The sequence below is a fragment of the Parabacteroides sp. AF19-14 genome (assembly GCF_003635485.1).
Lineage (GTDB): Bacteria > Bacteroidota > Bacteroidia > Bacteroidales > Tannerellaceae > Parabacteroides > Parabacteroides distasonis.
In genome coordinates this window covers 79,069-103,692 of sequence record NZ_QTMJ01000004.1, presented here as the reverse complement: position 1 = coordinate 103,692, position 24,624 = coordinate 79,069, and the positions used below count along the sequence as shown (strand labels likewise).

The 24,624-nt window shown below is 48.5% G+C and carries 18 protein-coding genes; 15 read left to right on the top strand and 3 right to left on the bottom strand.

What is annotated here, in order from left to right; genetic code table 11:
- Nucleotide 1 precedes the first annotated feature (1 nt).
- The 15 genes from DWX33_RS05410 (at nt 2) to DWX33_RS05340 (ending at nt 19,810) form a co-directional block, all read left to right on the top strand.
- Nucleotides 2-1,297, top strand: a complete 1,296-nt coding sequence (locus DWX33_RS05410) for a TolC family protein (protein WP_008772350.1) — start codon at nt 2-4, stop codon at nt 1,295-1,297.
- 52 nt (nt 1,298-1,349) lie between these two features.
- Nucleotides 1,350-2,159: a 3'(2'),5'-bisphosphate nucleotidase CysQ gene (gene cysQ, locus DWX33_RS05405; RefSeq protein ID WP_005862794.1), complete on the top strand. Its 810-nt coding sequence runs from the start codon at nt 1,350-1,352 to the stop codon at nt 2,157-2,159.
- Between the two features lie 246 nt (nt 2,160-2,405).
- Nucleotides 2,406-3,959, top strand: coding sequence for an SLC13 family permease (locus DWX33_RS05400; protein WP_005862792.1), 1,554 nt, complete (start codon nt 2,406-2,408; stop codon nt 3,957-3,959).
- A complete protein-coding gene (gene cysC / locus DWX33_RS05395) occupies nt 3,947-4,558 on the top strand; it encodes an adenylyl-sulfate kinase (RefSeq protein ID WP_005862790.1) in 612 nt (203 codons plus the stop codon). The genes DWX33_RS05400 and cysC overlap by 13 nt, the downstream gene beginning before the upstream one ends.
- A gap of 8 nt (nt 4,559-4,566) precedes the next feature.
- Entirely contained in the window at nt 4,567-5,475 is a 909-nt protein-coding gene (cysD, locus tag DWX33_RS05390; protein WP_005857432.1) for a sulfate adenylyltransferase subunit CysD, read from the top strand.
- Between the two features lie 12 nt (nt 5,476-5,487).
- Nucleotides 5,488-6,930, top strand: coding sequence for a sulfate adenylyltransferase subunit CysN (cysN, locus tag DWX33_RS05385; protein ID WP_005857430.1), 1,443 nt, complete (start codon nt 5,488-5,490; stop codon nt 6,928-6,930).
- A 3-nt stretch (nt 6,931-6,933) separates the two neighbouring features.
- The gene (locus DWX33_RS05380) at nt 6,934-8,037 is read left to right on the top strand and encodes a sulfotransferase (RefSeq protein ID WP_005857428.1); all 1,104 of its coding nucleotides are present in this window, start codon (nt 6,934-6,936) and stop codon (nt 8,035-8,037) included.
- 36 nt (nt 8,038-8,073) lie between these two features.
- On the top strand, nt 8,074-9,057 hold the full coding sequence (locus DWX33_RS05375; RefSeq protein WP_008772341.1) for a PCMD domain-containing protein: 984 nt from the start codon (nt 8,074-8,076) through the stop codon (nt 9,055-9,057).
- A gap of 1 nt (nt 9,058) precedes the next feature.
- Nucleotides 9,059-11,053 (top strand): NAD-dependent DNA ligase LigA, encoded by a 1,995-nt coding sequence (ligA, locus tag DWX33_RS05370; RefSeq protein WP_005857423.1) that lies wholly within the window; start codon nt 9,059-9,061, stop codon nt 11,051-11,053.
- Nucleotides 11,054-11,575 (top strand): hypothetical protein, encoded by a 522-nt coding sequence (locus DWX33_RS05365; protein ID WP_121962095.1) that lies wholly within the window; start codon nt 11,054-11,056, stop codon nt 11,573-11,575. It begins immediately after the preceding gene.
- A gap of 52 nt (nt 11,576-11,627) precedes the next feature.
- A complete protein-coding gene (dapA, locus tag DWX33_RS05360; RefSeq protein ID WP_005857419.1) occupies nt 11,628-12,521 on the top strand; it encodes a 4-hydroxy-tetrahydrodipicolinate synthase in 894 nt (297 codons plus the stop codon).
- A gap of 214 nt (nt 12,522-12,735) precedes the next feature.
- Nucleotides 12,736-17,046 carry a CusA/CzcA family heavy metal efflux RND transporter gene (locus DWX33_RS05355; protein WP_122379984.1) on the top strand — a complete coding sequence of 1,437 codons (4,311 nt, stop codon included), beginning with the start codon at nt 12,736-12,738 and terminating at the stop codon, nt 17,044-17,046.
- Between the two features lie 18 nt (nt 17,047-17,064).
- Entirely contained in the window at nt 17,065-17,991 is a 927-nt protein-coding gene (locus tag DWX33_RS05350) for an efflux RND transporter periplasmic adaptor subunit (protein ID WP_121956776.1), read from the top strand.
- Nucleotides 17,988-19,049 (top strand): sensor histidine kinase, encoded by a 1,062-nt coding sequence (locus DWX33_RS05345; RefSeq protein WP_122379983.1) that lies wholly within the window; start codon nt 17,988-17,990, stop codon nt 19,047-19,049. Before DWX33_RS05350 ends, DWX33_RS05345 begins: the two co-directional genes overlap by 4 nt.
- Nucleotides 19,046-19,810 (top strand): LytTR family DNA-binding domain-containing protein, encoded by a 765-nt coding sequence (locus DWX33_RS05340; RefSeq protein WP_005857414.1) that lies wholly within the window; start codon nt 19,046-19,048, stop codon nt 19,808-19,810. The genes DWX33_RS05345 and DWX33_RS05340 overlap by 4 nt, the downstream gene beginning before the upstream one ends.
- Here the strand turns inward: DWX33_RS05340 and DWX33_RS05335 are convergent.
- From DWX33_RS05335 to DWX33_RS05325, 3 genes are all read right to left on the bottom strand, one after another.
- On the bottom strand, nt 19,805-21,874 hold the full coding sequence (locus DWX33_RS05335; RefSeq protein ID WP_122379982.1) for a sensor histidine kinase: 2,070 nt from the start codon (nt 21,872-21,874) through the stop codon (nt 19,805-19,807). The genes DWX33_RS05340 and DWX33_RS05335 overlap by 6 nt on opposite strands.
- Before the next feature lie 80 nt (nt 21,875-21,954).
- Nucleotides 21,955-23,724: an ATP-binding protein gene (locus tag DWX33_RS05330; RefSeq protein WP_005862780.1), complete on the bottom strand. Its 1,770-nt coding sequence runs from the start codon at nt 23,722-23,724 to the stop codon at nt 21,955-21,957.
- Nucleotides 23,725-23,738: 14 nt separating this feature from the next.
- Nucleotides 23,739-24,425, bottom strand: a complete 687-nt coding sequence (locus tag DWX33_RS05325) for a response regulator transcription factor (RefSeq protein WP_005862778.1) — start codon at nt 24,423-24,425, stop codon at nt 23,739-23,741.
- Nucleotides 24,426-24,624: the final 199 nt, after the last annotated feature.

Genomic DNA, 24,624 nt, shown 5'->3' with positions numbered 1-24,624 from the left:
TATGCGGAAAAAAGAGATGATAAAAAGATGGATATATGGCATCGTCGGTTCCCTCGTCTTATGCGTGGGGACCGTGAGCGCCCAGCGGACATTATCGCTGGAAGAATGCCGGGAAATGGCTTTGGAGAATAACGCGAAGATGAAGAACGCCCGTTTGGACGTAGAAGAGGCGAGGGAAGGAAAAAAGGAGGCCTTTACGAAATACTTCCCGAATGTCAGCGCCGTGGGAACAGCTTTTAAGGCGAACCACGGGATGATGGATATGAGCGTGATACCGGGCCTTCTCGAGTTGTCGATGATGGATGACGGCTTGCTGGGTGGGGTGACCGCTATCCAGCCCGTGTTCGCCGGCGGACAGATCGTGAACGGCAATAAGCTGGCCGACTTGGCGCTCGAGGTGAGCCGTTACCAGATGCGCCAATCCGAGGATGAGGTAGCCCTGACGGTGGAGCGGTATTACTGGCAATGGATCTCCCTTCACGAGAAATTAAGGACGATCGAGATCGTGGAATCCTTGGTGGGGAGTCTTTATAAGGATGTGGAGGTAGCGGTCGGCGCCGGCGTGACGACTCGTAATGACCTACTGCAAGTCCAGTTGAAAAAGAACGGCGTGGCGAGCGACCGCCTGCGGGTGGAGAACGGCTTGCGCCTTTCCAAGATGGTGCTGGCTCAATATATCGGTATCGGGGAAGATGATTTCGAGATCGATTTCACGCTGCCCGCCGAGGTGCCCTCCCCGGAGCTTTACCGGGTGAGCCATGAGGAGGCGCTCCCTACGACACTCTCTTATAAATTGCTGGAGAAGAACGTGGAGGCCGCCCGTCTTCAACAAAAGCTGAAGGTTGGGCAATACTTGCCCACCGTGGGGATCGGAGCCGGGTATATGTATCACAACTTACTGGATAAGGACCGTCCGTTCGGCATGGTTTTCGCTACCGTAGCGATTCCGATCAGTGATTGGTGGGGCGGCTCGCACGCCATCCGGAAGCAAAAGCTTCAGGTGAAGGCGGCCGAGTATTCCCGCCAAAACGCCAATGAGCTTCTGTTGGTGCAAATGCGGAAGCTTTGGAACGAGCTGGAGGAGTCTTATAAGCAAGTCAAGCTCTCGGAGGAGTCCATAGCGACGGCCGAGGAGAATGTCCGCCTTAATACGGACTATTATAAGGCGGGCACGGTTACGCTGAGCGATCTTCTGGACGCCCAATCGCTCCTCCAGCAAAGCCGTGACCAGTATACGGGTGATTATACGGCTTATTTGATCAAACGTACGGAATATTTACAGGCGACAGGGCGTTAATTTGTTTTTTTTCCATATATTTGCTTATTAACAAATAATAAAACGAGAAGTGATGATGAGCTACGCCAATTATCTTTACATAGCGATCCGTGCCGCGGTAGACGCAGGCAAGTCGATCATGGATATCTATAACGACCCCGAATCAGACTTCGGGATAGAGAGAAAAGCAGACAACTCGCCGTTGACAAAGGCGGATAAGGCGGCCCATCGATTGATAACAAACGCTTTGTCCGTTACCCCGTTTCCGGTCTTAAGCGAGGAAGGAAAGGAGATCCCGTTCAAGGAGCGCTCCAAATGGGAGACGCTGTGGATCGTGGACCCGCTGGACGGTACCAAAGAGTTTATCAAGAAAAACGGCGAGTTTACCGTGAATATCGCCTTGGTGGAGAAAGGTGTGCCCGTGTTGGGCGTCATTTATGTGCCCGTCCGGAAGGAGTTGTATTTCGCCTCCTCCTCTGTGGGTGCTTATAAGTTTACGGGAATCGATAGCAGTAGCCAGCCCTCGATGGACGAGATGAAGCAGGGGGCGATACATTTGCCGATGGCGCTGGCGCATCAGGGAATCGTGGTAGTGGCATCCCGGTCTCACCAAACGGAGGAGACCACCGCTTTCATCGATAATCTCCGCAAGCAGGGAAAGCCCGTTACGTTGATCAGTAGCGGCAGCAGCCTGAAGATTTGTCTGGTAGCGGAAGGCTCGGCCGATATCTATCCCCGTTTCGCCCCGACGATGGAATGGGATACCGCCGCCGGCCACGCCATCGCCAAGTCTGCCGGTTGCGACATATATCATATCGACGGTAAGACCCCGCTTCGCTATAACAAGGAAGATTTGCATAATCCGTGGTTTATCGTGAAGTGAGGGGGATGTGTATTTTAAGTTATTGTCAGCGGTGGGAGACGGAGCATGCTCCGTCTCTACAAGCCGTACAATGCATTCTTGTTTATTTGGTTATGAACGAAATTTAGAAGACTACCTTGTAAGAATATAAGTTGGCCCAGAATCAATCATTATTGGTCTATATCCCATATAATCCTAAAAATAGGTTAGCGAAAGGAGTGCGCACTTGAGTATTCTTATTATTTTTGCGCTCTTAAAAGTAAATACATGAATTTTGATATAGTGTTTGTGTTGCTGGCCCTGATCGGCATGATCGCAGCCTTGGTATGGGATAAGATGCGGCCGGGAATGGTTCTTCTGACAGTGGTCGTGTTTTTTCTCTGCGTAGGCATTCTTACTCCCAAGGAGATGCTGGAGGGCTTTAGCAATAAAGGGATGATAACCGTAGCCATGCTCTTCCTTGTCAGTGAGGGAGTGCGGCAGAGCGGGGCTTTAGGCCAATTGATCAAGAAACTGCTTCCCGAGGGGAAGACCACCGTCTTCAAGGCGCAGGCGAGGATGCTCCCGCCCGTGGCTTTCGTGTCGGCGTTCCTGAATAATACGCCGGTGGTGGTTATTTTTGCCCCGATCATCAAGCGATGGGCGGAGGCGGTGAGGCTTCCGGCCACGAAATTCTTGATCCCTCTCTCGTATGTCACGATATTGGGCGGTATATGTACCTTGATCGGTACTTCTACGAATCTGGTGGTGCACGGCATGATTCTGGAGGCGGGATATGAGGGCTTTACGATGTTTGAGCTGGGGAAAGTCGGTATTTTTATCGCTATCGCCGGTATTTTATATTTGTTCGCTTTCTCGAATAAACTGCTTCCGGACTCGAGGACGGATACGGTATCCGAAGACGGGGAGGATGAGAATCCCGGGAATTTCCACCGGGTGGAGGCCGTGCTGGGCGCACGCTTCCCGGGTATCAACAAGACCTTGGGAGAGTTTAACTTTACCCGCCATTACGGGGCGATCGTGAAAGAGGTGAAAAGCGGCGGACAGCGTTTTACCCGTAATCTGGATACGGTGGTGTTGCATGAGGGCGATACCTTGGTGTTGTGGGCGGACGATTCTTTTATCCCTACATGGGGTGAGTCTAGTGTCTTCTTGATGTTGGCGAATGGTAATGAGGCAACGGAGCCGGTATCGAGGAAGAAACGTTGGCTGGCTTTAGGACTGTTGATCTTTATGATTACGGGGGCGACGGTAGGAGAGTTGCCAGTCGTGAAAGAGGCCGTTCCAAGTATGCGCTTGGATATGTTCTTCTTTGTCTGCATTACGACAATCATCATGGCGTGGACTAAGATCTTCCCGCCGAAGAAATACACGAAATACATCTCTTGGGATATCTTGATAACGATCGCTTGTGCCTTCGCTATCAGCAAGGCCATGGAGAATTCCGGCTTTGCCTCCATGATAGCCCGCCATATAATTAGTATGGCCGACGATTTAGGACCGTATGCGTTGCTGGCGATTATATTTATTATTACCAATATATTTACGGAGTTGATCACGAACAACGCCGCGGCGGCATTGAGTTTCCCGATCGCCTTGTCGGTGGCTACGCAATTAGGCGTTGATCCGACCCCATTCTTTGTCGTGATCTGTATGGCGGCGTCGGCTAGTTTCAGTACGCCGATCGGCTACCAGACCAACCTGATCGTACAAGGCGTGGGAGGCTATAAGTTCACGGATTTCGTGAAGGTGGGCCTGCCCTTGAACTTGATCACGTTCTTGATCTCCGTGTTTGTAATACCTATGATATGGAAGTTTTAGAAAATAATATCTATCCGATTTTCGACCGTATGCTGGGTCGTGAGGATAAAGAGGCGCTTCTGGGGCAAAGGGGAGTGATGGTGTGGTTCACGGGTTTGAGTGGCTCGGGGAAAAGCACGATCGCTATCGCCTTGGAGCGTGAGTTGCATAAACGGGGATTGCTTTGCCGCATCCTCGACGGGGATAATATCCGTAGTGGTATCAACAATAATCTCGGGTTCTCGCCGGAGGACCGGGTGGAGAATATACGCCGGATCGCCGAGGTGGGTAAACTGTTTGTCGATACGGGTGTTATAACCATAGCGGCTTTTATCAGCCCGAACAACGAGTTGAGAGAGATGGCGTCCGCTATCATCGGTAAAGCGGATTTCTTGGAGGTTTACGTAAGTACGCCGCTCGCCGAGTGCGAACGCCGTGACGTGAAAGGCCTGTATGCCAAGGCCCGGAAAGGCGAGATCAAGGAGTTTACCGGGGTTTCCGCCCCGTTCGAGGCGCCGGAGCGTCCGGACCTGTCCTTGGATACCTCCGTATTGAGCGTGGAGCAATCCGTGAGCCGGTTGTTGGAGTTGATCATACCGAAAGTAGAAATTAAACACTGAAAAAAGATATGTCTGATTACAAGTTAAGTCATTTACAGGAGCTGGAGGCCGAGTCTATCCACATCATCCGTGAGGTAGCCGCCGAGTTCGAGAATCCTGTTATGCTTTATTCCATCGGGAAGGATTCTTCCGTGATGGTCCGTCTGGCCGAGAAGGCTTTCGCTCCGGGTAAGGTTCCTTTCCCGTTGATGCACATCGATTCGAAATGGAAGTTTAAGGAGATGATAGAGTTCCGTGATTCTTATGCGAAGAAATTCGGCTGGAACTTGATCGTGGAGTCTAATATGGAGGCTTTCCACGCGGGCGTGGGCCCGTTCACGCATGGAAGCAAGGTGCATACGGACTTGATGAAGACGCAGGCTTTGCTTCATGCCTTGGATAAATATAAGTTCGACGCCGCTTTCGGCGGCGCCCGCCGTGACGAGGAGAAGAGCCGTGCGAAAGAACGTATCTTCTCGTTCCGCGATAAGTTCCATCAATGGGACCCGAAGAACCAGCGCCCGGAGTTGTGGGATATCTATAACGCCCGTGTGCATAAGGGCGAGAGCATCCGTGTATTTCCGCTATCGAACTGGACGGAGCTGGATATCTGGCAATATATCCGTCTGGAGAATATCCCGATCGTTCCCCTGTATTTCGCCAAGGAGCGTCCGTGCGTGGAGATCGACGGTAATTTGATCATGGCGGACGACGACCGCTTGCCGGAGCAATACCGGGACCAGATCCGTATGCGTATGGTCCGTTTCCGTACGTTGGGCTGCTGGCCGCTGACCGGCGCCGTGGAGAGCGAGGCGGATACGATCGAGAAAATCGTGGAGGAGATGATGACCACGACGAAGAGCGAGCGTACGACCCGTGTGATCGACTTCGATCAAGACGCTAGTATGGAGCAGAAGAAACGGGAAGGGTATTTTTAACACAGAAGAGACATGGCAGATACAAAATTAAATATAAAGGAATTCCTAGATAAGGACGAGCAGAAGGACCTGCTGAGATTCTTGACCGCCGGCTCGGTGGATGATGGCAAATCGACCTTGATAGGCCGATTGCTGTTTGATAGTAAGAAAATATACGAGGATCAGTTGGATGCCTTGGAGCGTGACAGCAAGCGTATGGGCAACGCCGGCGAGCATATCGACTACGCTTTGTTGCTGGATGGCTTGAAGGCCGAGCGTGAGCAAGGTATCACGATCGATGTGGCTTACCGCTATTTCAGCACGAACAACCGTAAGTTCATCATCGCCGACACCCCGGGGCACGAGCAGTACACCCGGAATATGATCACGGGTGGTTCCACGGCGAATCTGGCGATCATCTTGGTGGATGCCCGCACGGGCGTGATCACGCAAACCTGCCGTCACACCTATCTGGTATCTTTGCTGGGGATCAAACATGTGGTACTGGCCGTGAATAAGATGGACTTGGTGGACTTCGACAAGGATACGTTCGACCGGATCGTGGCGGATTATAAACGTTTCGTGGAGCCGCTGGATATCCCGGATATCACGTATATCCCCTTATCGGCCTTGGATGGCGATAACGTGGTGGAGAAGAGTGATCGTACGCCTTGGTACGAGGGTACGTCTTTATTGGATTATCTGGAGAACGTGCCTATCGACTTGGATCGTAACTACGAGGACTTCCGTTATCCGGTGCAATACGTGTTGCGCCCGAATCTGGATTTCCGTGGGTTTAGCGGCAAGGTGGCTAGCGGTATCGTGCGTAAGGGAGATACGGTGATGGCGTTGCCTTCCGGGAAGACCTCGAAGGTAAAGAGCATCGTCACCTACGAGGGTGAGTTGGAGCAGGCTTTCCCGCCTCAATGTATTACGATCACCTTGGAGGACGAGATCGATATCTCCCGTGGGGAGATGCTGGTGCACCCGGATAACTTGCCGATCCGCGACCGTAATTTCGAGGCTATGTTGGTGTGGATGGATGAGGAAGCCATGGACGTGAACAAGCAGTTCTACATCAAGCAGACCACTCATACGACACGTGCCCGTGTGGATAGTATCCGCTATAAGGTGAACGTGAACACGATGGAGCAATCTTCCGTGGATCATCTGGAGCTGAACGAGATCGGCCGTGTGGTATTTACTACCGGCAAGGAGTTGTTCTTCGATCCGTATAGGAGGAATAAGCAGACCGGCTCGTTTATCTTGATCGATCCGATTACGAATAATACGTCCGCCGTGGGTATGATCATCGACCGTGTGGACGCTAAAGATATGGTGACGGAAGACGCTTTGGCTACCTTGAACCTCCCGGAGATGGGAATCGGAGAGGAGCATTATGAGGCGATCCGTAAGGTTTGTGAGGAGTTGGGCCGGCAGGGCGTATCTGTGAAATGTATAACGGAAAAACGATAGGATATGGGATTGTTGGAGTTTGATAAGCTACCGATCAATACGTTGGTCGGGGCGGATTGGGATACGTTCAGGAAGGTGACGGCCCGGCAGCAGATAGACAAGGGCTTTAAGGGTAAGTATCGCCTTACGACCGGTGTTTGCCGCCTGTTGAGCGCCTTGAAGCCGATCGAGGATAGCCGGTTCAAGAAATTGGCCGATAAGCCGCTCGAGATGGACCCCTTGTTTATCTTGGGGCATTGGCGGAGTGGTACGACTTTTGTTCATAACATCTTCGCCTGCGATAAGCATTTCGGTTATACCACGACGTACCAGACGGTATTCCCGCACCTGATGCTCTGGGGGCAGCCTTTCTTCAAGAAGAACATGGCTTTCTTGATGCCGGATAAGCGTCCGACCGATAATATGGAGTTGAAGGTGGATCTTCCGCAAGAGGAGGAGTTCGCCTTGTCGAACATGATGCCTTATACATATTATAATTTCTGGTTCTTCCCGAAACGCTGGATGGAGTATTGCGATCGTTACTTATTGTTTAACGATATCACGGAGGAGGAGCGGCGGATCTTCATGGATACTTTCATGCGTCTGGTTAAGGTTTCCCTCTGGAATACGAACGGTACGCAGTATTTGAGCAAGAACCCACCGCATACGGGGCGTGTGAAGACATTGCTGGAGATGTTCCCGAACGCTAAGTTCATCTACTTGAAGCGAAATCCGTATACGGTATTCGAGAGTACCCGCAGTTTCTTTACGAATACGATCCAGCCATTGCGTTTGCAGGATATCACGAACGAGCAGATCGAGGCGAACTTCATCGAGGTATATCGCCGTCTTTTCTACAAGTACGAGGAAGAGAAGCACCTGATACCGGAAGGCAATCTGGTGGAAGTGAAGTTCGAGGATTTCGAGAAAGACGCTTTCGCCATGACGGAAAATATTTACGGGTCATTAAACTTACCCGGCTTTAAGGAGTCTAAGGCGGATATAGAGAAGTATCTGGGCAAGAAGAAGGGCTACAAGAAGAACCAATACAAGTACGAGGATCGTACGGTCCGGCTCGTAGAGGAAAATTGGGGCATGGCCTTGAAGGAATGGGGCTATAGCTTATAAATAAAAGGGTTAGATAGGTATTAAATTGATAGAGGGATGGGTTTGAGTTTAAGAAAGAAAGCGTTATTTTTGGCAATCGCTTGTATGCCTTTGTCCGTGGTTCTCGCGGACGGGGATGGGGTGACATCGGAGAATGTGGTGCCCTTCGCTTATGGAGACATGGATAATTGGATTGTCCGTGAGATTCATGAGTCTGGCATTATCGGGGGAAATACGAAATGGCTTTATGAGCTGGGGCCCTCGGATACGATTGTCGGTAATACGGCGTTTCGTAATATGGGCGGTTCTCCGTGGGCTACTTCCAACGTGATGGCGAAAGTGGCGGGAGTGGTGAAAACCAATACGTCTGTTTTCCCGGAGAAACGGGGGGATGGGATGTGCGCCCGCATGGAGACCCGTTATGAGAGCGTGAAGGTTTTCGGTTTGGTGGATATCGAGGTGATCGCCGCCGGCTCCGTTTTCTTGGGTACGGTGCATGAGCCGATCAAGGGAACAAAAAACCCTCAAGCGATGTTACAATCAGGAGTGCCTTTCTCCAAGAAGCCGAAAGCGTTGCGGTTTGATTATAAGGTGAAAGCCGCTCCCGAGAAGAATCGGGTACGTAGTACGGGGTTCAGCCGTAAGAGTACGGTGGCCGGGCAGGATTCCTTGGCGGTGATCTTGTTGTTGCAGAAACGATGGGAAGACGCGGAAGGGAATGTTTATTCCAAGCGGGTCGGTACGATGGTGCAACGCTATACGGAATCTACCCCTGATTGGGTAAATGACGCTACTTACCCGATCCTTTATGGAAATATAACATCCAAACCCGAATATAAACCGTATATGCGTATACAAGTAGAGGAACGTTATACGTTAAATAGTAAAGGAAAAAGCGTTCCTATCCAAGAGGTAGGCTGGGCGGAGCCGGGCGAGGCACCTACGCATATGGTGTTGCAGTTCACCTCCAGCCACGGAGGGGCCTATATCGGCTCTCCGGGAAATACGTTTTGGATAGACAACGTAGAATTAATATACTAATATGGTCGAAGCAAAGATAAAAGCCCTGCGTGATGAGCTGGAGCGGCATAATTATAATTATTATGTGCTTTCGGCACCGACAATATCAGACTTTGAGTTTGATAAGATGATGAAAGAGTTGCAGGAACTGGAGGCGGCGCATCCCGAGTTCGCCGATCCGGATTCCCCGACCCGGAGGGTGGGGAGCGACCTCTCGAAAGAGTTTGAGCAAGTGGTACATAAATATCCGATGCTTTCGTTGGGTAATACGTACTCCGAGGATGAGATCCGAGATTTTTATGATCGTACGGTCCGCTCCTTGAATGAGCCTTTCGAGATTGTGGCGGAGCTTAAATATGATGGCACTTCTATCTCTTTGACCTATGAGAAAGGACGCTTGACGCGTGCCGTGACCCGTGGCGACGGTACTCGTGGTGATGACGTGACGGCGAATATCAAGACCATCCGTTCGGTTCCATTAAGACTCCGGGGTTCTGATTTTCCGGAGGAGTTCGAGATCCGTGGCGAGGTATTGCTGCCTTGGGCGGAGTTCGATCGCTTGAATAAGGAGCGGGAGGAGCAGGAGGAACCCTTGTTCGCCAATCCTCGTAACGCCGCTTCCGGTACGTTGAAACAGCAGAACCCGGCTATCGTGGCCTCCCGTAAGCTGGATGCTTATTTCTATTATTTATTGGGTGAGAACCTGCCGGCCGAAGGGCATTATGAGAATTTGCAGGCGGCTCGCGCATGGGGTTTTAAGATTCCGGACGTGATCCGCAAATGCCAGAGCCTACAGGATATATTCGATTATATCGCATATTGGGATGTGGAACGTAAGAACCTGCCCGTGGCGACGGATGGAATCGTGTTGAAGGTAAACTCGCTTCGTCAGCAGAGGAACTTAGGTTTTACGTCGAAAAGCCCTCGCTGGGCGATCGCTTATAAGTTTCAGGCGGAGCGTGCCGAGACTCGCTTGAACTCGGTCTCTTTCCAAGTGGGACGGACGGGGACGGTCACTCCGGTGGCGAACCTCGAGCCCGTATTGTTGGCGGGGACGGTGGTGAAGCGGGCTTCCTTGCATAACGCCGATATTATCGAGGGGCTTGACTTGCATATCGGCGACCAAGTGTATGTGGAGAAAGGCGGGGAGATCATCCCGAAGATCGTGGGAGTGAACGTGGAGGCTCGTTCGATGCTGATGGGGGATAAGGTCCGCTTTATCCGTGTGTGTCCGGAGTGCGGGACTCCTTTGGTGCGTCCGGAGGGAGAGGCGGCACATTACTGTCCGAACGAGTCGGGCTGTCCTCCTCAGATCAAGGGGCGTATAGAGCATTTCGTGACCCGGAAGGCGATGAATATCAATATAGGCCCGGAAACGGTGGAGGATTTGTACAACGCCGGTTATGTAAAAGACTCGGCGGACTTATATACGTTGACGGTTGCCGATTTATTGCGTCTGGAACGGTGGGCGGAGAAGAGCGCCCAGAATCTGATGTCGAGTCTGGAGGAATCCAAGCAAGTTCCTTTTGAGAGGGTCTTGTTCGGTCTGGGGATTCGTTTCGTGGGAGAGACGGTCGCTAAACGCTTGGTCTCGGCTTTCCACTCGATCGAGGCATTGGAGCAGGCGTCCTTAGAGGATTTGGTAGCCGTGGACGAGATCGGCGAGCGGATCGCCCAGAGTGTATTGAGTTATTTCTCGGACGAGAAGAACCGTACGTTGGTGAACCGATTAAAGGAACAGGGCTTGCGGATGGCGGTTTCCGAAGAGCAATTGGCGAACCGTTCCGAGAAGTTGAAAGGATTGACGATCGTGATCAGCGGGACATTTTCCAAGCATTCACGTGACGAGTATAAGGCGATGATTGAGCAACATGGCGGCAAGAATAGCGGCTCCGTCTCGGGGAAGACCGATTATATCCTTGCCGGCGAGAATATGGGACCGGCCAAGCTGGAGAAAGCGGCGAAGCTGGGTGTGAAGATTATCAACGAGGATGCGTTCTTAAATATGCTGGAATAAATGTTTACGAATTATTTTATCAAGAAGAAGATACAGGCTTTAGTGTCGGACGCTGCCAAGCGTCCGCATCGTTCCCTTTCCTTGGATGAGGCACGTTCGCTTTTGGTCTTGTATAATATAGAGGATCACGAGGACGTCATGAGGGCCTTGGAGCCTTTGCGCAAGGCGAAGAAGGACATCAAGACGTGTGTATATGTGCCGTCCGGAGGAGCGGATATTCCTTTCGATGATTCCAATATTCCTGTACATATAAAGAACGATCTCAACGCGTGGGGATTCCCTTCCGATAGTGTCTTGAAAAAGGTGGGCGCTCTCAAGGCGGATATCTTGATCGATATCACCCGGCCGGGTTGTTATGCCTTGCAATACATCGCTCTCCGGCATCCATCCGCCTTCAAGGTCGGGATTAAGTATCCGGGCCAAGAATGGTACGACTTAGGCTTGACTGTAACAGATAAGGACGATATTCAGTATTTATTCGGACAGATATTATTTTATTTGCGTTCCATCCGTGCTAAATGATATAATTTCCTTATTTTTGCAGTGCTAAATAACAAAAAGGAATATTTTCCCCATGGCAGACATAAATTTAAAAGGAATGGGTGTGGCGTTGATCACGCCATTCAAGGAAGATGAGAGTGTAGATTACGAGGCGTTAGGCAAGCTGGTGGATTATCAGGTGCAGAACGGTACGGATTATTTGGTAGTGCTGGGAACTACAGCGGAAACCCCTACACTTACGGAAGAAGAAAAGAAAAACATTATAAGCTTGGTAGTGACTCGTGTACGGGGCCGTATCCCTATCGTATTAGGCGTGGGAGGTAATTGTACACGGTCGGTTGTCGAGAAGTTGAAGACCGATAATTTCGAGGGTATCGACGCTATCCTCTCGGTCGTACCTTATTATAATAAGCCTTCCCAAGAAGGGATTTACCAGCATTACAAGGCGATCGCCAACGCTACTCATTTACCGATCGTACTCTATAACGTACCGGGGCGTACGGGCGTGAACATGACGGCCGAGACTACGCTTCGTATCGCCCGTGAGTTCGATAACGTGATCGCCGTGAAAGAGGCTTCCGGCAATATCACCCAGATGGATGATATTATCAAGAACAAGCCGGCCCGTTTCAACGTGATCTCCGGTGACGATGGTATTACTTTCCCTTTAATGACATTAGGTGCGGTGGGAGTGATCTCCGTGATCGGTAACGCCTTCCCTCGTGAGTTTAGCCGTATGGTACGTCTGGCCTTGGCGGGTGATTATGATAGCGCACGTACGATCCATCATAGCTTCACGGAGCTGTTCAGCCTGTTGTTCGTGGATGGAAATCCTGCCGGAGCGAAGAGTATGCTGAATATGATGGGCTTTATCGAGAATAAGCTTCGTTTGCCTTTGGTTCCTACACGTATCGTCACGTATGAGAAGATCCGTGAGGTGTTGCGACAGTTGAGCATTAAGTGCTGATCCGCTTTTAACGGCAACGATTCTTATTATTTATATAGAATAACAAAAGGGGCTTCATGTGTCATAGAGGGCATGTGAAGCCTTTTTCTATAGATATGCTCCAACTCCTCATACCGATACTTCAACCTTGATTTCGGTCACTTCATTATTTTATGTCGGGCAGGCAAACGCTTACCTTTTATTTTTGTAACTATTATATTAAATAAATGAAGTGATGTTTAAAGCGATTGTCCATTTTTCTATTCAGAAGAAACTATTCGTTGGGTTGACAACCTTGTTTCTGCTTCTGGGAGGAATCTATGCCATGATGACTTTACCGATAGATGCCGTACCGGATATAACGAACAATCAAGTGCAAATCGTGACGGTATCGCCAACCTTGGCCCCGCAAGAGGTAGAGCAATTGATCACCATGCCTATCGAGATAGCGATGAGTAATATCATGAACGTGGAAGAGATCCGCTCCGTTTCCCGCTTTGGCCTGTCATTGGTAACGGTCGTATTTAAGGAAAGCGTGCCTACCTTAGATGCCCGCCAACTTATAAACGAGCAGATACAAACCGTGGCGGGAGAAATCCCCACGGAACTGGGTACGCCGGAGCTGATGCCTATCACGACCGGCTTGGGCGAGATTTATCAATATGTATTGAGCGTGGAGCCCGGTTATGAGGAGAAATACGACGCCATGGAACTCCGTACCATTCAGGACTGGATCGTGAAACGGCAACTGAGCGGTATACCGGGTATCGTGGAGATCAATAGCTTTGGCGGCTATCTGAAACAGTATGAGGTGGCGGTAGATCCGGATGCCCTTTATTCCTTGAATATTACGATCGGCGAGGTGTTCGAGGCACTCAACCGGAATAACCAGAATACAGGGGGCAGTTATATCGAGAAAATCAATAAGGCTTACTACATCCGTAGCGAGGGAATGATCGGCAAGATAAAGGACATCGAGCGCATTGTGATCACGAACCGTGGAGGGATACCGATTCATATAAGCGATGTCGGTTCGGTTCGCTTTGGTTCCGCCAAGCGTTTTGGCGCCATGACAAAGGATGGCGAGGGAGAGTGCGTGGGCGGTATCGCCATGATGTTGAAGGGTGCGAACGCCAATGTCGTGACCAAGGAACTGGAGGCACGGGTCGAAAGGGTACAGAAAATGTTGCCGGAAGGTGTTCGTGTAGAACCTTATTTGAATCGTTCCGAATTGGTAGACCGAAATATATCCACCGTGATCCGTAACTTGATAGAGGGAGCGTTGATCGTCTTTATCGTATTGATCATCTTCTTGGGGAATGTGCGGGCCGGCTTGATCGTGGCTTCCGTGATCCCGTTGGCGATGCTTTTCGCTTTTATCTTGATGCGTGTTTTCGGGGTCTCCGCCAACCTGATGAGTTTGGGGGCCATCGATTTCGGTATCGTGGTCGATGGATCGATCGTTATATTGGAGGGGATATTGGCGCATATCTATTCGAGGCGGTTGATGGGGCGTACGCTCTCTGCCGAGGAGATGGACCGGGAGGTCGAGGCCGGAGCCGGTCATGTCGCCCGGAGCGCTACCTTTGCCGTATTGATCATTTTGATCGTCTTCTTCCCGCTACTTACGCTGACCGGGATAGAGGGCAAATATTTTACCCCCATGGCGAAGACCTTGGTGTTTTGTATTATCGGGGCTTTGATCCTTTCGCTCACCTACGTGCCGATGATGGCCTCCCTGTTCCTAAAGCGTACGATCTCTTCGAAGCCTACATTCGCCGATCGTTTCTTCGGGAAATTAAACGGGGTTTACAGGCGTACGCTTCATTTCTGTCTGCGTCATATCTGGGGAACGATCGCTTGTTCTTTCGCGGCTCTGGCTGTGTCCCTTTTCTTATTCACGAGGTTAGGGGCGGAGTTTATCCCTACGCTGGATGAGGGGGATTTCGCCATGCAGATGACGCTTCCCGCCGGTAGTTCCCTGACGCATAGTATCGAGCTATCGAAGCAAGCGGAAGAGACCTTGATGAAGAATTTCCCGGAGATCAAGCATGTGGTAGCCAAGATCGGAACGGCCGAGGTTCCGACCGACCCGATGGCGGTGGAAGACGCGGATATCATGATCGTGATGAAACCTTTCAAGGAATGGACCTCGGCCTCCAGCCGTGCGGAGATGGTGGAGAAGATGAAGGCCTCCTTGGAACCGATTACGGGGGCGGAGTTTAATTTCAGCCAGCCGATCCAGCTTCGCTTCAATGAATTGATGACGGGAGCCAAGGCGGATATCGCGATCAAGCTATATGGAGAGGATATGGCGGAGCTTTATAAGAAGGCGAAGGAAGCCTCTCTTTTCGTGGAGCAAGTACCGGGAGCCGCCGATGTGATCGTGGAGCAGGCGATGGGGCTGCCGCAATTGGTCGTACACTACGATCGTGCCAAGATCGCCCGTTACGGGATGAATATAGAGGAGTTGAACACGATCATCCGTACGGCTTATGCGGGAGAGGCGGCGGGTGTCGTTTTCGAGAATGAGCGACGTTTCGACTTGGTGCTTCGTCTGGATAACGATAAAGTGGCGGATCTGAATTTGGATAAGCTCTTTGTACGGACTGCCGAGGGAATCCAGATCCCGGTTAGCGAGGTCGCTACGATCGGGCTGGTCAACGGGCCTCTACAGATTAACCGGGATGCCACGAAACGCCGTATCGTGATCGGGGTGAATGTCCGTGACGCTGATATCCAGAAAGTCGTGCGTACTATCCAAGAAACCCTTGACAAGCATATCAAGCTGGAACCGGGATACTACTTTGAGTATGGCGGCCAGTTCGAGAACTTGCAGAATGCGATCGATACGCTTACGATCGTGATACCGGTCGCCTTGTCATTGATCTTATTGCTATTGTTCTTTGCCTTTAAGAGTGTTACCTACTCGCTGGTGGTATTTTCTACCGTCCCGTTATCCTTGATCGGGGGTATTCTGGCCCTTTGGTTACGAGGGTTGCCTTTCAGTATATCGGCGGGGGTCGGCTTTATCGCCTTGTTTGGCGTAGCGGTTTTGAATGGTATATTAATGATTAATCATTTTAATAACTTACGAAAACAAACTAAATATCAAATGACAACGAATCGTATCCTCGCGAAAGGATGTCCGCATCTACTTCGCCCCGTATTCTTGACCGGCTTGGTAGCTTCTCTAGGATTCGTGCCGATGGCGATAGCGAAGTCCGCGGGCGCGGAGGTGCAACGTCCGTTAGCGACGGTCGTGATCGGAGGCTTGATTGTCTCCACGATCTTGACGTTGATTATTATCCCGGTATTTTATCGGTTGGTAAATAGCTCGGCCGCTTGGAAGCGCCAACGCTGGTTGAAGCGCCTATTGCCGTTTCTTCTTTTTTTAGGTATCTTATTCCCCACGCATGCCCAACAGACGGTGTCGTTGGAAGAAGCCGTGACGATCGCCTTGGAGAATCATCCTCGCCTGAAGACTGCCACGGCATCCATTGAACGTAGTCGTGCTTCACGGGGAGAGAGCTGGGAGGTGTCACCGACCACCTTTAATTATTCATGGGGACAGATCAACGGTGAGACACGAAACGACAATCAAATGGAGATCACGCAATCCTTGGGCTCTCTATTGACCCCATTTTATAAGAACGCCTTGGTGAACCGTCAAGTCGCCACGGGAGAATATTACCGGGACTTGGTGAAGAAGGAGATTACGGCCGAGGTAAAACGGGCATGGGCTTATTATCAATATGCCTTTCATCTATGTGCCTTGTATAAAGAGCAGATCGAGTGGGCCGGACGTTTGCGAAAGGCAAGTCAGTTGCGTTATGAGCAAGGGGATATCACGCTATTGGAGCGGAATATGTCATCTACCTTGGTCGCCGATCTACAGACCCGTTTGTCGCAGGCGGAAGAGGAGTTGCAATTGGCTACCCGTCGTTTCTCTTGGACTTGTTATTCGGATTCCCCATTACTGCCTATGGATACGACATTGGTTTTATTCCCCGCTCGCGTAGCCGAGATCGCTCCGTCCGATATCCATCTGAATTATTTCCGGAGCGTGGCCGATGAGAAGAAAGCCATGCTTCGTATCGAACGAAGCCGTTTCTTCCCGGAACTATCGGTAGGATATGTGCGTCAGAAAATAGCCCCGTTGAGCGGTCTGGACTCTTGGATGGTCGGGATCTCGTTCCCGGTATTGTTCTTCCCGCAGCATAGCCGGGTAAGGCAAGCGAAGATCGATTCCTATATCGCCCGTACGGAAGCGGAGAGTAACATCCGTCAATTGAACAATAAGGTGGAGGAGTTGAGCGTCGCGCTTCGTAAGGAAGGAGAGCATATCCGCTATTATACGACCGGCGCTTTACCGGAAGCGGAGGCTTTGTTGAAGAGCGCGACGGTACAGTTCAAAGAGAGCGAGACAGATATCACGCAGTTTGTTCAAAGCCTGAACGCCGCCCGGGAGATCCGGCGGGGATATATCGAGGCCGTATATGCCTATAATATATCGGCGCTTGAGTTGGAGTTGTATAGTAGATAACCAGAAAAATCGTATAAGATGAAAAAGATATGGATTCCTGCGGCTCTTATGGCATTGGCCGCATGCAGTATGACAAACAACGCGGAGAAAGGACAGGGCGATTCGCAAGACATAACTGCCCGGCCCGCTATTACTCAAGTAGCAGAAAACATACCGTCCGAACCATCCGTGGATAGCGTAGAGGTGGATGGGATTTCCTCGGCTACGGCCCTTCCGAATCACTCCTCTTTCAACGGGATCATGGTAGTTCCCCCGCAGCGGCAGGCTACGGTTACATTGACGATGGGAGGCACGGTTCATGCTACTACGCTGCTTCCGGGCGATTATGTGAAGAAGGGCTCCGTGGTCGTCAGCTTGGAGAATCCGGATTTTATCACGTTGCAACAGACCTATTTGGATGCCCATGCCCAAACGGAATACTTAGAGGCTGAGTATAAAAGGCAACAGCGTTTGAGCGAGCAAGAAGCGGCCTCGCAAAAACGTTTCCAGCAAAGCAAGGCGGATTATCTTTCCATGAAGAGCCGTCAAGATGCCGCCGCCGCGCAACTCGCTATCCTAGGTGTCTCCGCCGGCGATCTTCTGGAAGACGGTATCCAACCTTATTTGGAGGTAAAAGCGCCATTAAGCGGTTATGTCGCCGGGCTGTCCATTAATCTCGGTAAATACGTGAACGCGGGCGAACCGATCTGTGATGTGATCGATAAAGGCGAGACTCTCCTTTGCCTGACCGCTTATGAGAAGGATTTAGCGGACTTATCCATTGGGAACCAAGTACAGTTCCGGGTGAATGGAATGGGGAAGGAGACCTTCCATGCGGTCTTGATCTCGATCGGACAGGAGGTGGACGAGACGAGCCGTTCCTTGGAAATGTACGCTCGGGTGAAAGAGACGAATCCTCGTTTTCGTCCCGGTATGTATGTTTCCGCACGGGTAGAGAAGAAATGACTATCTTTGTCTTCATGAAGAAAATGAATATAAAGAATAAATATGTGTTCTCGTTGGTCATCATATCGATCATGGTGGCCTTCTTGATCCATTTCCCGGAATTGGTGTCGTTGTTTGACGTTACCGGGCAGAACGCTCTTTTCCCGGATATGTCGGTATTGGATGTAGCGAATGAGGTCTTTTTCACCTTCGTGTCCCTCTTACTGTTATTTGCGATGAACACGTATGTCTTTGGTTTCAATCGGCAGAAAGCGCGTATCTCTTGGCAGAAGGTCCTTCTCTCGTTCGTAATGACTTGGTGCGTGAATAATTTATTAGGAAAAGGTTTCGTGTTCTTGCACCATCAGTTTGATATTCCGGCGATCGACGCCTTGGTACATCATTATCTGCATCCGTTGAGGGATTTTATCATGTCGTGTGTCGTTACGGGGAGTTGCTATATGATTTACCTGATTCGTCAAAGCCAGCAAGTACAGATCGAGAACCAGCAATTGCGGGCGGAGAATCTATTGAACCAATATGAGGCCTTGAAGAGCCAGCTTAATCCTCATATGTTATTTAATTCCTTGAATACGCTCCGTTCCTTGATCCGGGAGACTCCCGGGAAGGCACAAGAATATTTGCAGGAGTTATCCCGTGTCTTACGTTATACCTTGCAAGAGAATGAGTGCCGTAGTGTTACTTTACGGGAGGAGATGGATTTCGTGAACGCTTATATCTTCCTTTTGAAAATGCGCTATGAGGATAATCTGGTCTTCGATATAGACTTAGGGAAGGAGCACGAGTCTAAGCAACTGCCTCCTATGTCGGTGCAGCTTTTGATCGAGAACGCCGTGAAGCATAACGAGATTAGTAACCGTCATTCATTGACCATTTCCGTTCGTTCGGACCATGATTCCTTGACGGTTAGCAATCCCATCCAACCGAAATTGACACATAGCGGAGGCACCGGTATTGGCTTGGTGAACCTGAGTAAACGTTATAACCTCTTGTATAAGAAAGATATTTCCATAAAAGAAGATGCTAGTATATTCAGCGTAACAATCCCTTTGGTATGAAAGCTTTGATAATAGAAGACGAGAAAGCGGCTGTCCGTAATTTGATGGCATTGCTGGGAGAGGTTGATCCGGATATCGAAGTGATCGATGTCCTAGATAGTATTACGGATAGTGTTGAATGGTTTCAATCGCATCCAATGCCGGAACTTATCTTTCTGGATATCCATTTGGCGGATGGTTCGGCTTTCGAGATCTTCGGTCATGTAGATATCTCTTGCCCGATCATTTTCACGACAGCCTATGATGAATATGCGCTGAAAGCGTTTAAAGTGAATAGCGTAGATTATCTGCTGAAACCGATCGACGCGGATGATATACGGAAAGCTTTGGATAAGTTGTCACGGTTACAATCGACGGCTGTGGAGAAAGAAGCGATCGATTATTCCGCTGTCATGCAAGCCTTGAAGCGGGTGGAAGGATATAAAACGCATTTCTTGATCCCTATGAAAGGGGATAAGCTGCTACCTGTTTCCGTGGATATGATCTTATTTTTCTATATAGCGGACGGAAATGTAAAGGCGGTGATGACGGACGGGAAAGAATACCTTTTCACGCAGACCTTGGATGAGCTCGCCGATAGCCTTGATCCCGCCTTGTTCTTCCGGATCAATCGTCAGTACTTGATATCCAGAAAGGCGGTGCAAGATATCGATCTCTGGTTTAACGGACGCCTTGCGATCAATTTGATCGTACCGACCTTGGACCGTATATTGGTTAGCAAGGCGAGAGTGCCGGATTTCAAGACGTGGTTTACGTCATGATGGATTATCAAGAGGGTTGTAGGGATGGAGTACGATGAACCGGGCTCCATGCTTATACGTCGGGTCTAATTGAATGGAGCCACCTAAATGCTCGATAATTGTTTGGCTGATGGATAACCCTAAGCCTGTACCCTGTGCATATTCATCTACCTTTTCGAAACGCTCGAATATGGCTTTCTGCTTATCCTCCGGTATTCCACATCCAGTATCGGTTACGGTGATACGTACACGCTGCTTGTCCTCATCTATTTGATAAGATAGGTTGATCTCTCCTTCTTTCGTGAACTTGCAGGCATTGGTCAATAAGTTTATCAATAATTGTTGGAGACGTATCGAATCTGTCTGGATATGTAAGGGGTCTTCAGAAGGTGTATAGGTCAATTGAACACCCGGAAAGACCCGGTGCTCTACACTTGCCAAAGCGTTCCGGCAACAATCCGATAAGTTTGTCTTCTCTATAATGAACTTCATATTCCCGGATTCTAGGCGAGAAAGGTCAAGAATATCATTTATCAGATTAAGTAATAAATAAGAGTTATTGTTGATAATGGAGAAAAACTCTTTCTTTTCGCCAGCGGAAATAGATTCATCGGATATTAATTCCGAAAAGCCGACAATCGCGTTAAGCGGCGTACGGATCTCATGGCTGATATTGGCGATAAACGTGCTTTTCATCTGGTTGGCGTGTTCCGCTATCTCTTTGGCTGTACGAAGTTGACGCTCGGACTCTACTAAGGCTTCCTTGTCTTTCATAAGTTCTCGTTGGTAGCGGCGTGCGGAGCGATAGGACTTGTATACGATGTATAGCATCACTAAAAGAACGATCGATACTACGAGTAGAATAATCATTAACAACCTTTGGGTATGCAGTTGTTGTTCACGTAGCTGTAGCTCGTATGCCTGCATCTCTTGATTGTTTAGATCATGTAATGTCCGGAGCTGATTGATCTGCCGGTTGAAGGCCTCGTCATGCAACATCTTGGTATGTTCTACAACTTCTCTACTAAATGCGAGCGCTTCTTTATAACGTCCCAATGCTTCGAGTATCTCGACTTTCAGTTCCGATGTTCGTATATCTTCTTCTGTTAATTTATTTTTATCTATGATATTCAGCGCCCTTTCATACATACCTATTAAATAGTAATACTTGGCGAAAACGAAGTTGTAGCAGAATTCCGTATAATCATCTCCGGTTTTCTCTACGATCGGTGTCGCCTTCAACAAGGTCTCCAATGCCTGCTTGGGCTTGTCTTGAAGGACATACATATCCGCATAAAAAACATACATTAGCGCACGGCAACGATCCACGGGGAATGCGGTGCCTTGTTCTTCATTCTCTCTTTCCCTATCTTGGATCATTTCATCGTAACGGGTTAATAATTCCTCGGCCTCGGTGAAATGGTCGGTTCGTAGATAAGATTCGATGAGGTTTCCCATGTATTGCATCTCGAATTTCGGATTGTCACCTCGTTTCTGTAATAAATCGAGACCTTCCCGATAAGCTACTATCGCGTCACTATCCCGATGTATTTCTTGATAGATTAAACCTAAGTTCTCATTGCAACAAATCAATCCATATTCACTCTTTGTATCACGGGCATAGTTGTATAGGCTGATTGCCCCGTTCATCGCTAACTCATAATTGCCGTCCCATAGATCCATTTGGCAAATGAATCCTCGCGCATCGAATAATGCGTCCGGAACCTCATTCTTGGCCGCGGCCAATGAATCTATCTTATGCGACCAGTAAATCAGGCTATCCCTGTTTTGTATATTGTAATAATGGCGGGATAAATTGGCCCATGCGTAATATAAGGAAGCATGACCTTTCGAAGTGGAGCTTGCCACATCTGCCATTTTGTTTAGGTAAACAATCTCCTTGGGCATTTGCCTGTACATTGTCGCTAAATCCTTATATAACTCGATCTGTTCATTTATGGCTGGCGAGGACTTTAATAGGGATAAAAGGCTGTCTTCCCTTTGTTGGGTAGTATAGGTGTTTTCCCCTAAAGAAAACATTGGGATCATTAAATAGATAAATAATACTAAATAGGTATTTCTCATGATATTGTATGATGTTCAATACAAAAATACATTTTAATATTAAATATCAAGCGTATGTTATGGAATTTTAGAGGTCTGCCTTATAGTTTCTTTTTCAAAGTGAAGAAAAAAGTAACCCCTTTTCCCGGACTGCTCTTCGCCGATATTTGTCCTTTATGGAAATTAACCCCGTTTTTAACGATGGATAATCCTAATCCGGTTCCTCCGATCTTACGACTGCGTCCCTTGTCTACCCGGTAGAAGCGCTCGAATATGCGATTGATATGTTCTTCCGGGATACCCACTCCATTATCGGAGAAGCTAAAGTAATAATATTTAGGATCTTCTTTATAGCAGTTGACGGTAATCCTTATGTTTTCTCCCGCATAAGCGATCGCGTTGTCATATAGATTCCGGAATATGGAATAGAGTAGGGAGTTATTCCCGAACACGGTCGGATCTCCCGGGAGGATAATTTCCGACGTGATGTGTTTTTCTTCCATATCTTGGGAGCATTCTTTTTGTATCTCGGCGATAAGCTTCGTGATATTTACTTCCGTGAGGTCGAACATCTCGGATGCCTCGTCAAGTCTGTTTAATACGGAAATATCTCGTAATAATCCTGTAAGGCGGGTACTTTGGGAATAACAACGTTCCAAGAAAAATTGACGTTTGTCCGGACTCAAATCTGGGTTGGATAGGATTGTTTCCAAATACCCTTGAATGCTGCTGACCGGTGTTTTCAGCTCGTGAGAGACGTTCTGCGTAAGCTGTCGTTTCATCCGGCTTTCTTCTTCTTGACGGGATATATCATTAATAGAGATCTCATAACTATTATCGAGGAATAAAATACATTCGATCAAGAATATTTTACCGTTCTTGTCAATAGTCACGGACTCTCTTAATACTTTCTTTTTCCGATTCAGATTCCGGATATTCTTATTCAAGAAGGTACGGATTGGTTCTAATTCGGCTATATCAGTAACGTCTTCCACTTGGTGGATCTGGGTGTCGGATATGACATTTATGAATTGAATGAATAGGATGTTAGAAAGAATCTCCCGCCCTTCACTTGTAAACATGGCGAAGCCTTCCTTGGAATATTGGAAATGTTTGATAAGCTTTTCCCGTTCCATGGATAACTCGTTTTTCGCTTTCTGCTGCCGATGGTATAAGGTTACGATATTCTGTGAGATATCACCTAGTTCATCATTCGGGAAAACATAATCGACCGCAGGCATTCGATCTTTCTCTACGTTTAAGGCGAAATCCCTTAGTTTGGATATCGTTTTACCTATGCTGAAAGTAAAACGGGAAAGGACAAAGAAGAAAATCAAGGTCATCAATGCCATGAAATAAATGAAGTCCTTGTTTACCGTCAATATCCCTCTTACATATGGATCATAGGGCAGGGCTGAGCGGTAAATATAACCTCCTATATTTGATGCCGAATAGAAATACCTTTTTCCCGTAGATTCCGAGGAACGGATAGCGAATCCTTCATTATATAATCGGGCTTTGCGTACCTCGCTCCGGTCGTTATGGTTATTAAACTCGTCCGTCCCGCTATTATCAAACAATACGTCGCCGGATGGATCTATAATGGTTACCCGCAAATCCTTTTGAGGGATGTCGTCCATGAAACTTATTACGGTCTTGTTGATGTCCGTACTTTGTTGGCATTTGCGGAATAATTGGTAATTATAGTTACTCAACACATTGTTCAACTTTTCTTGCGCGAACTCCCTTTCCCGCTGATATTGGAATAGCAGGAAACAGACCGTAAAGCCCAAGAACATAAAAAAGACCGACCAGAAAAGCCGTTGGCTAAACGGTATCCGGTGCCTTTTCTCACCATCTATCTTTACCATGATTCACGACAATATTAGCATTCAAAACAATAACCGAAACCTAAGCGAGTTACGATGTTCTTTCCATAAGGACCTATTTTCTTACGTAACCGGGTGATGTTGACATCGATGGTACGGTCTAGAACATATACCTCGTCTTTCCAGATGCGAGACAGTATTTCCTCTCTGGAGAAGACGTTCCCTTTATTTTCCAATAGAAGTTTTAGTATCTCAAACTCTTTTTTGGTCAATGGAACTTCCACCCCGTCTACCGTAGCCTTGATGCGTTTCGTATCAAGAGCTAATGTCTCATACTCGAGTTTCTCAATCTCTTTATCTTTTGATTTCTCGGAAGTTCTTCTTAGTACGGCCTTAACACGCGCTATCACTTGGCGGATGGAGAAAGGCTTGGAGATATAGTCGTCCGCCCCGAGATTGAACCCTGTGAGCATATCGTTCTCCGTATCTTTGGCCGTGAGGAAGATGATAGGGGTATTGGCCGTCTTCTCATCTTGTCGCAGGATACGTGCCATCTTGAAACCGGAGATTTCTCCCATCATGACATCCAACAATAATAAATTGTAAACGGTCAGATCCTTTTTCAATGCCTCTTCCGCACTATAGGCGGTATCTACTTCATAACCTTCTATTTCTAAGTTGAATTTAAGGATCTCACACAAATCCTCTTCATCATCCACTACAAGAATACGAGTTGTTGCCATAAGCTGTTCTGTTTTTAAAAGAGTGCCTTACGGCTCTCCATATACAAATATAATTATTTTTGGCAAAGAACGGATATTCTTATTTCGGAGAAATGAAATATATGTTACATTGCTGTTAAGATCGCTCATATTATCAAAGACGGTTTTCTTAAACAGTTGTAATGTAGTTAATTACTATTAAGGGCGAAAATTAAGCTTA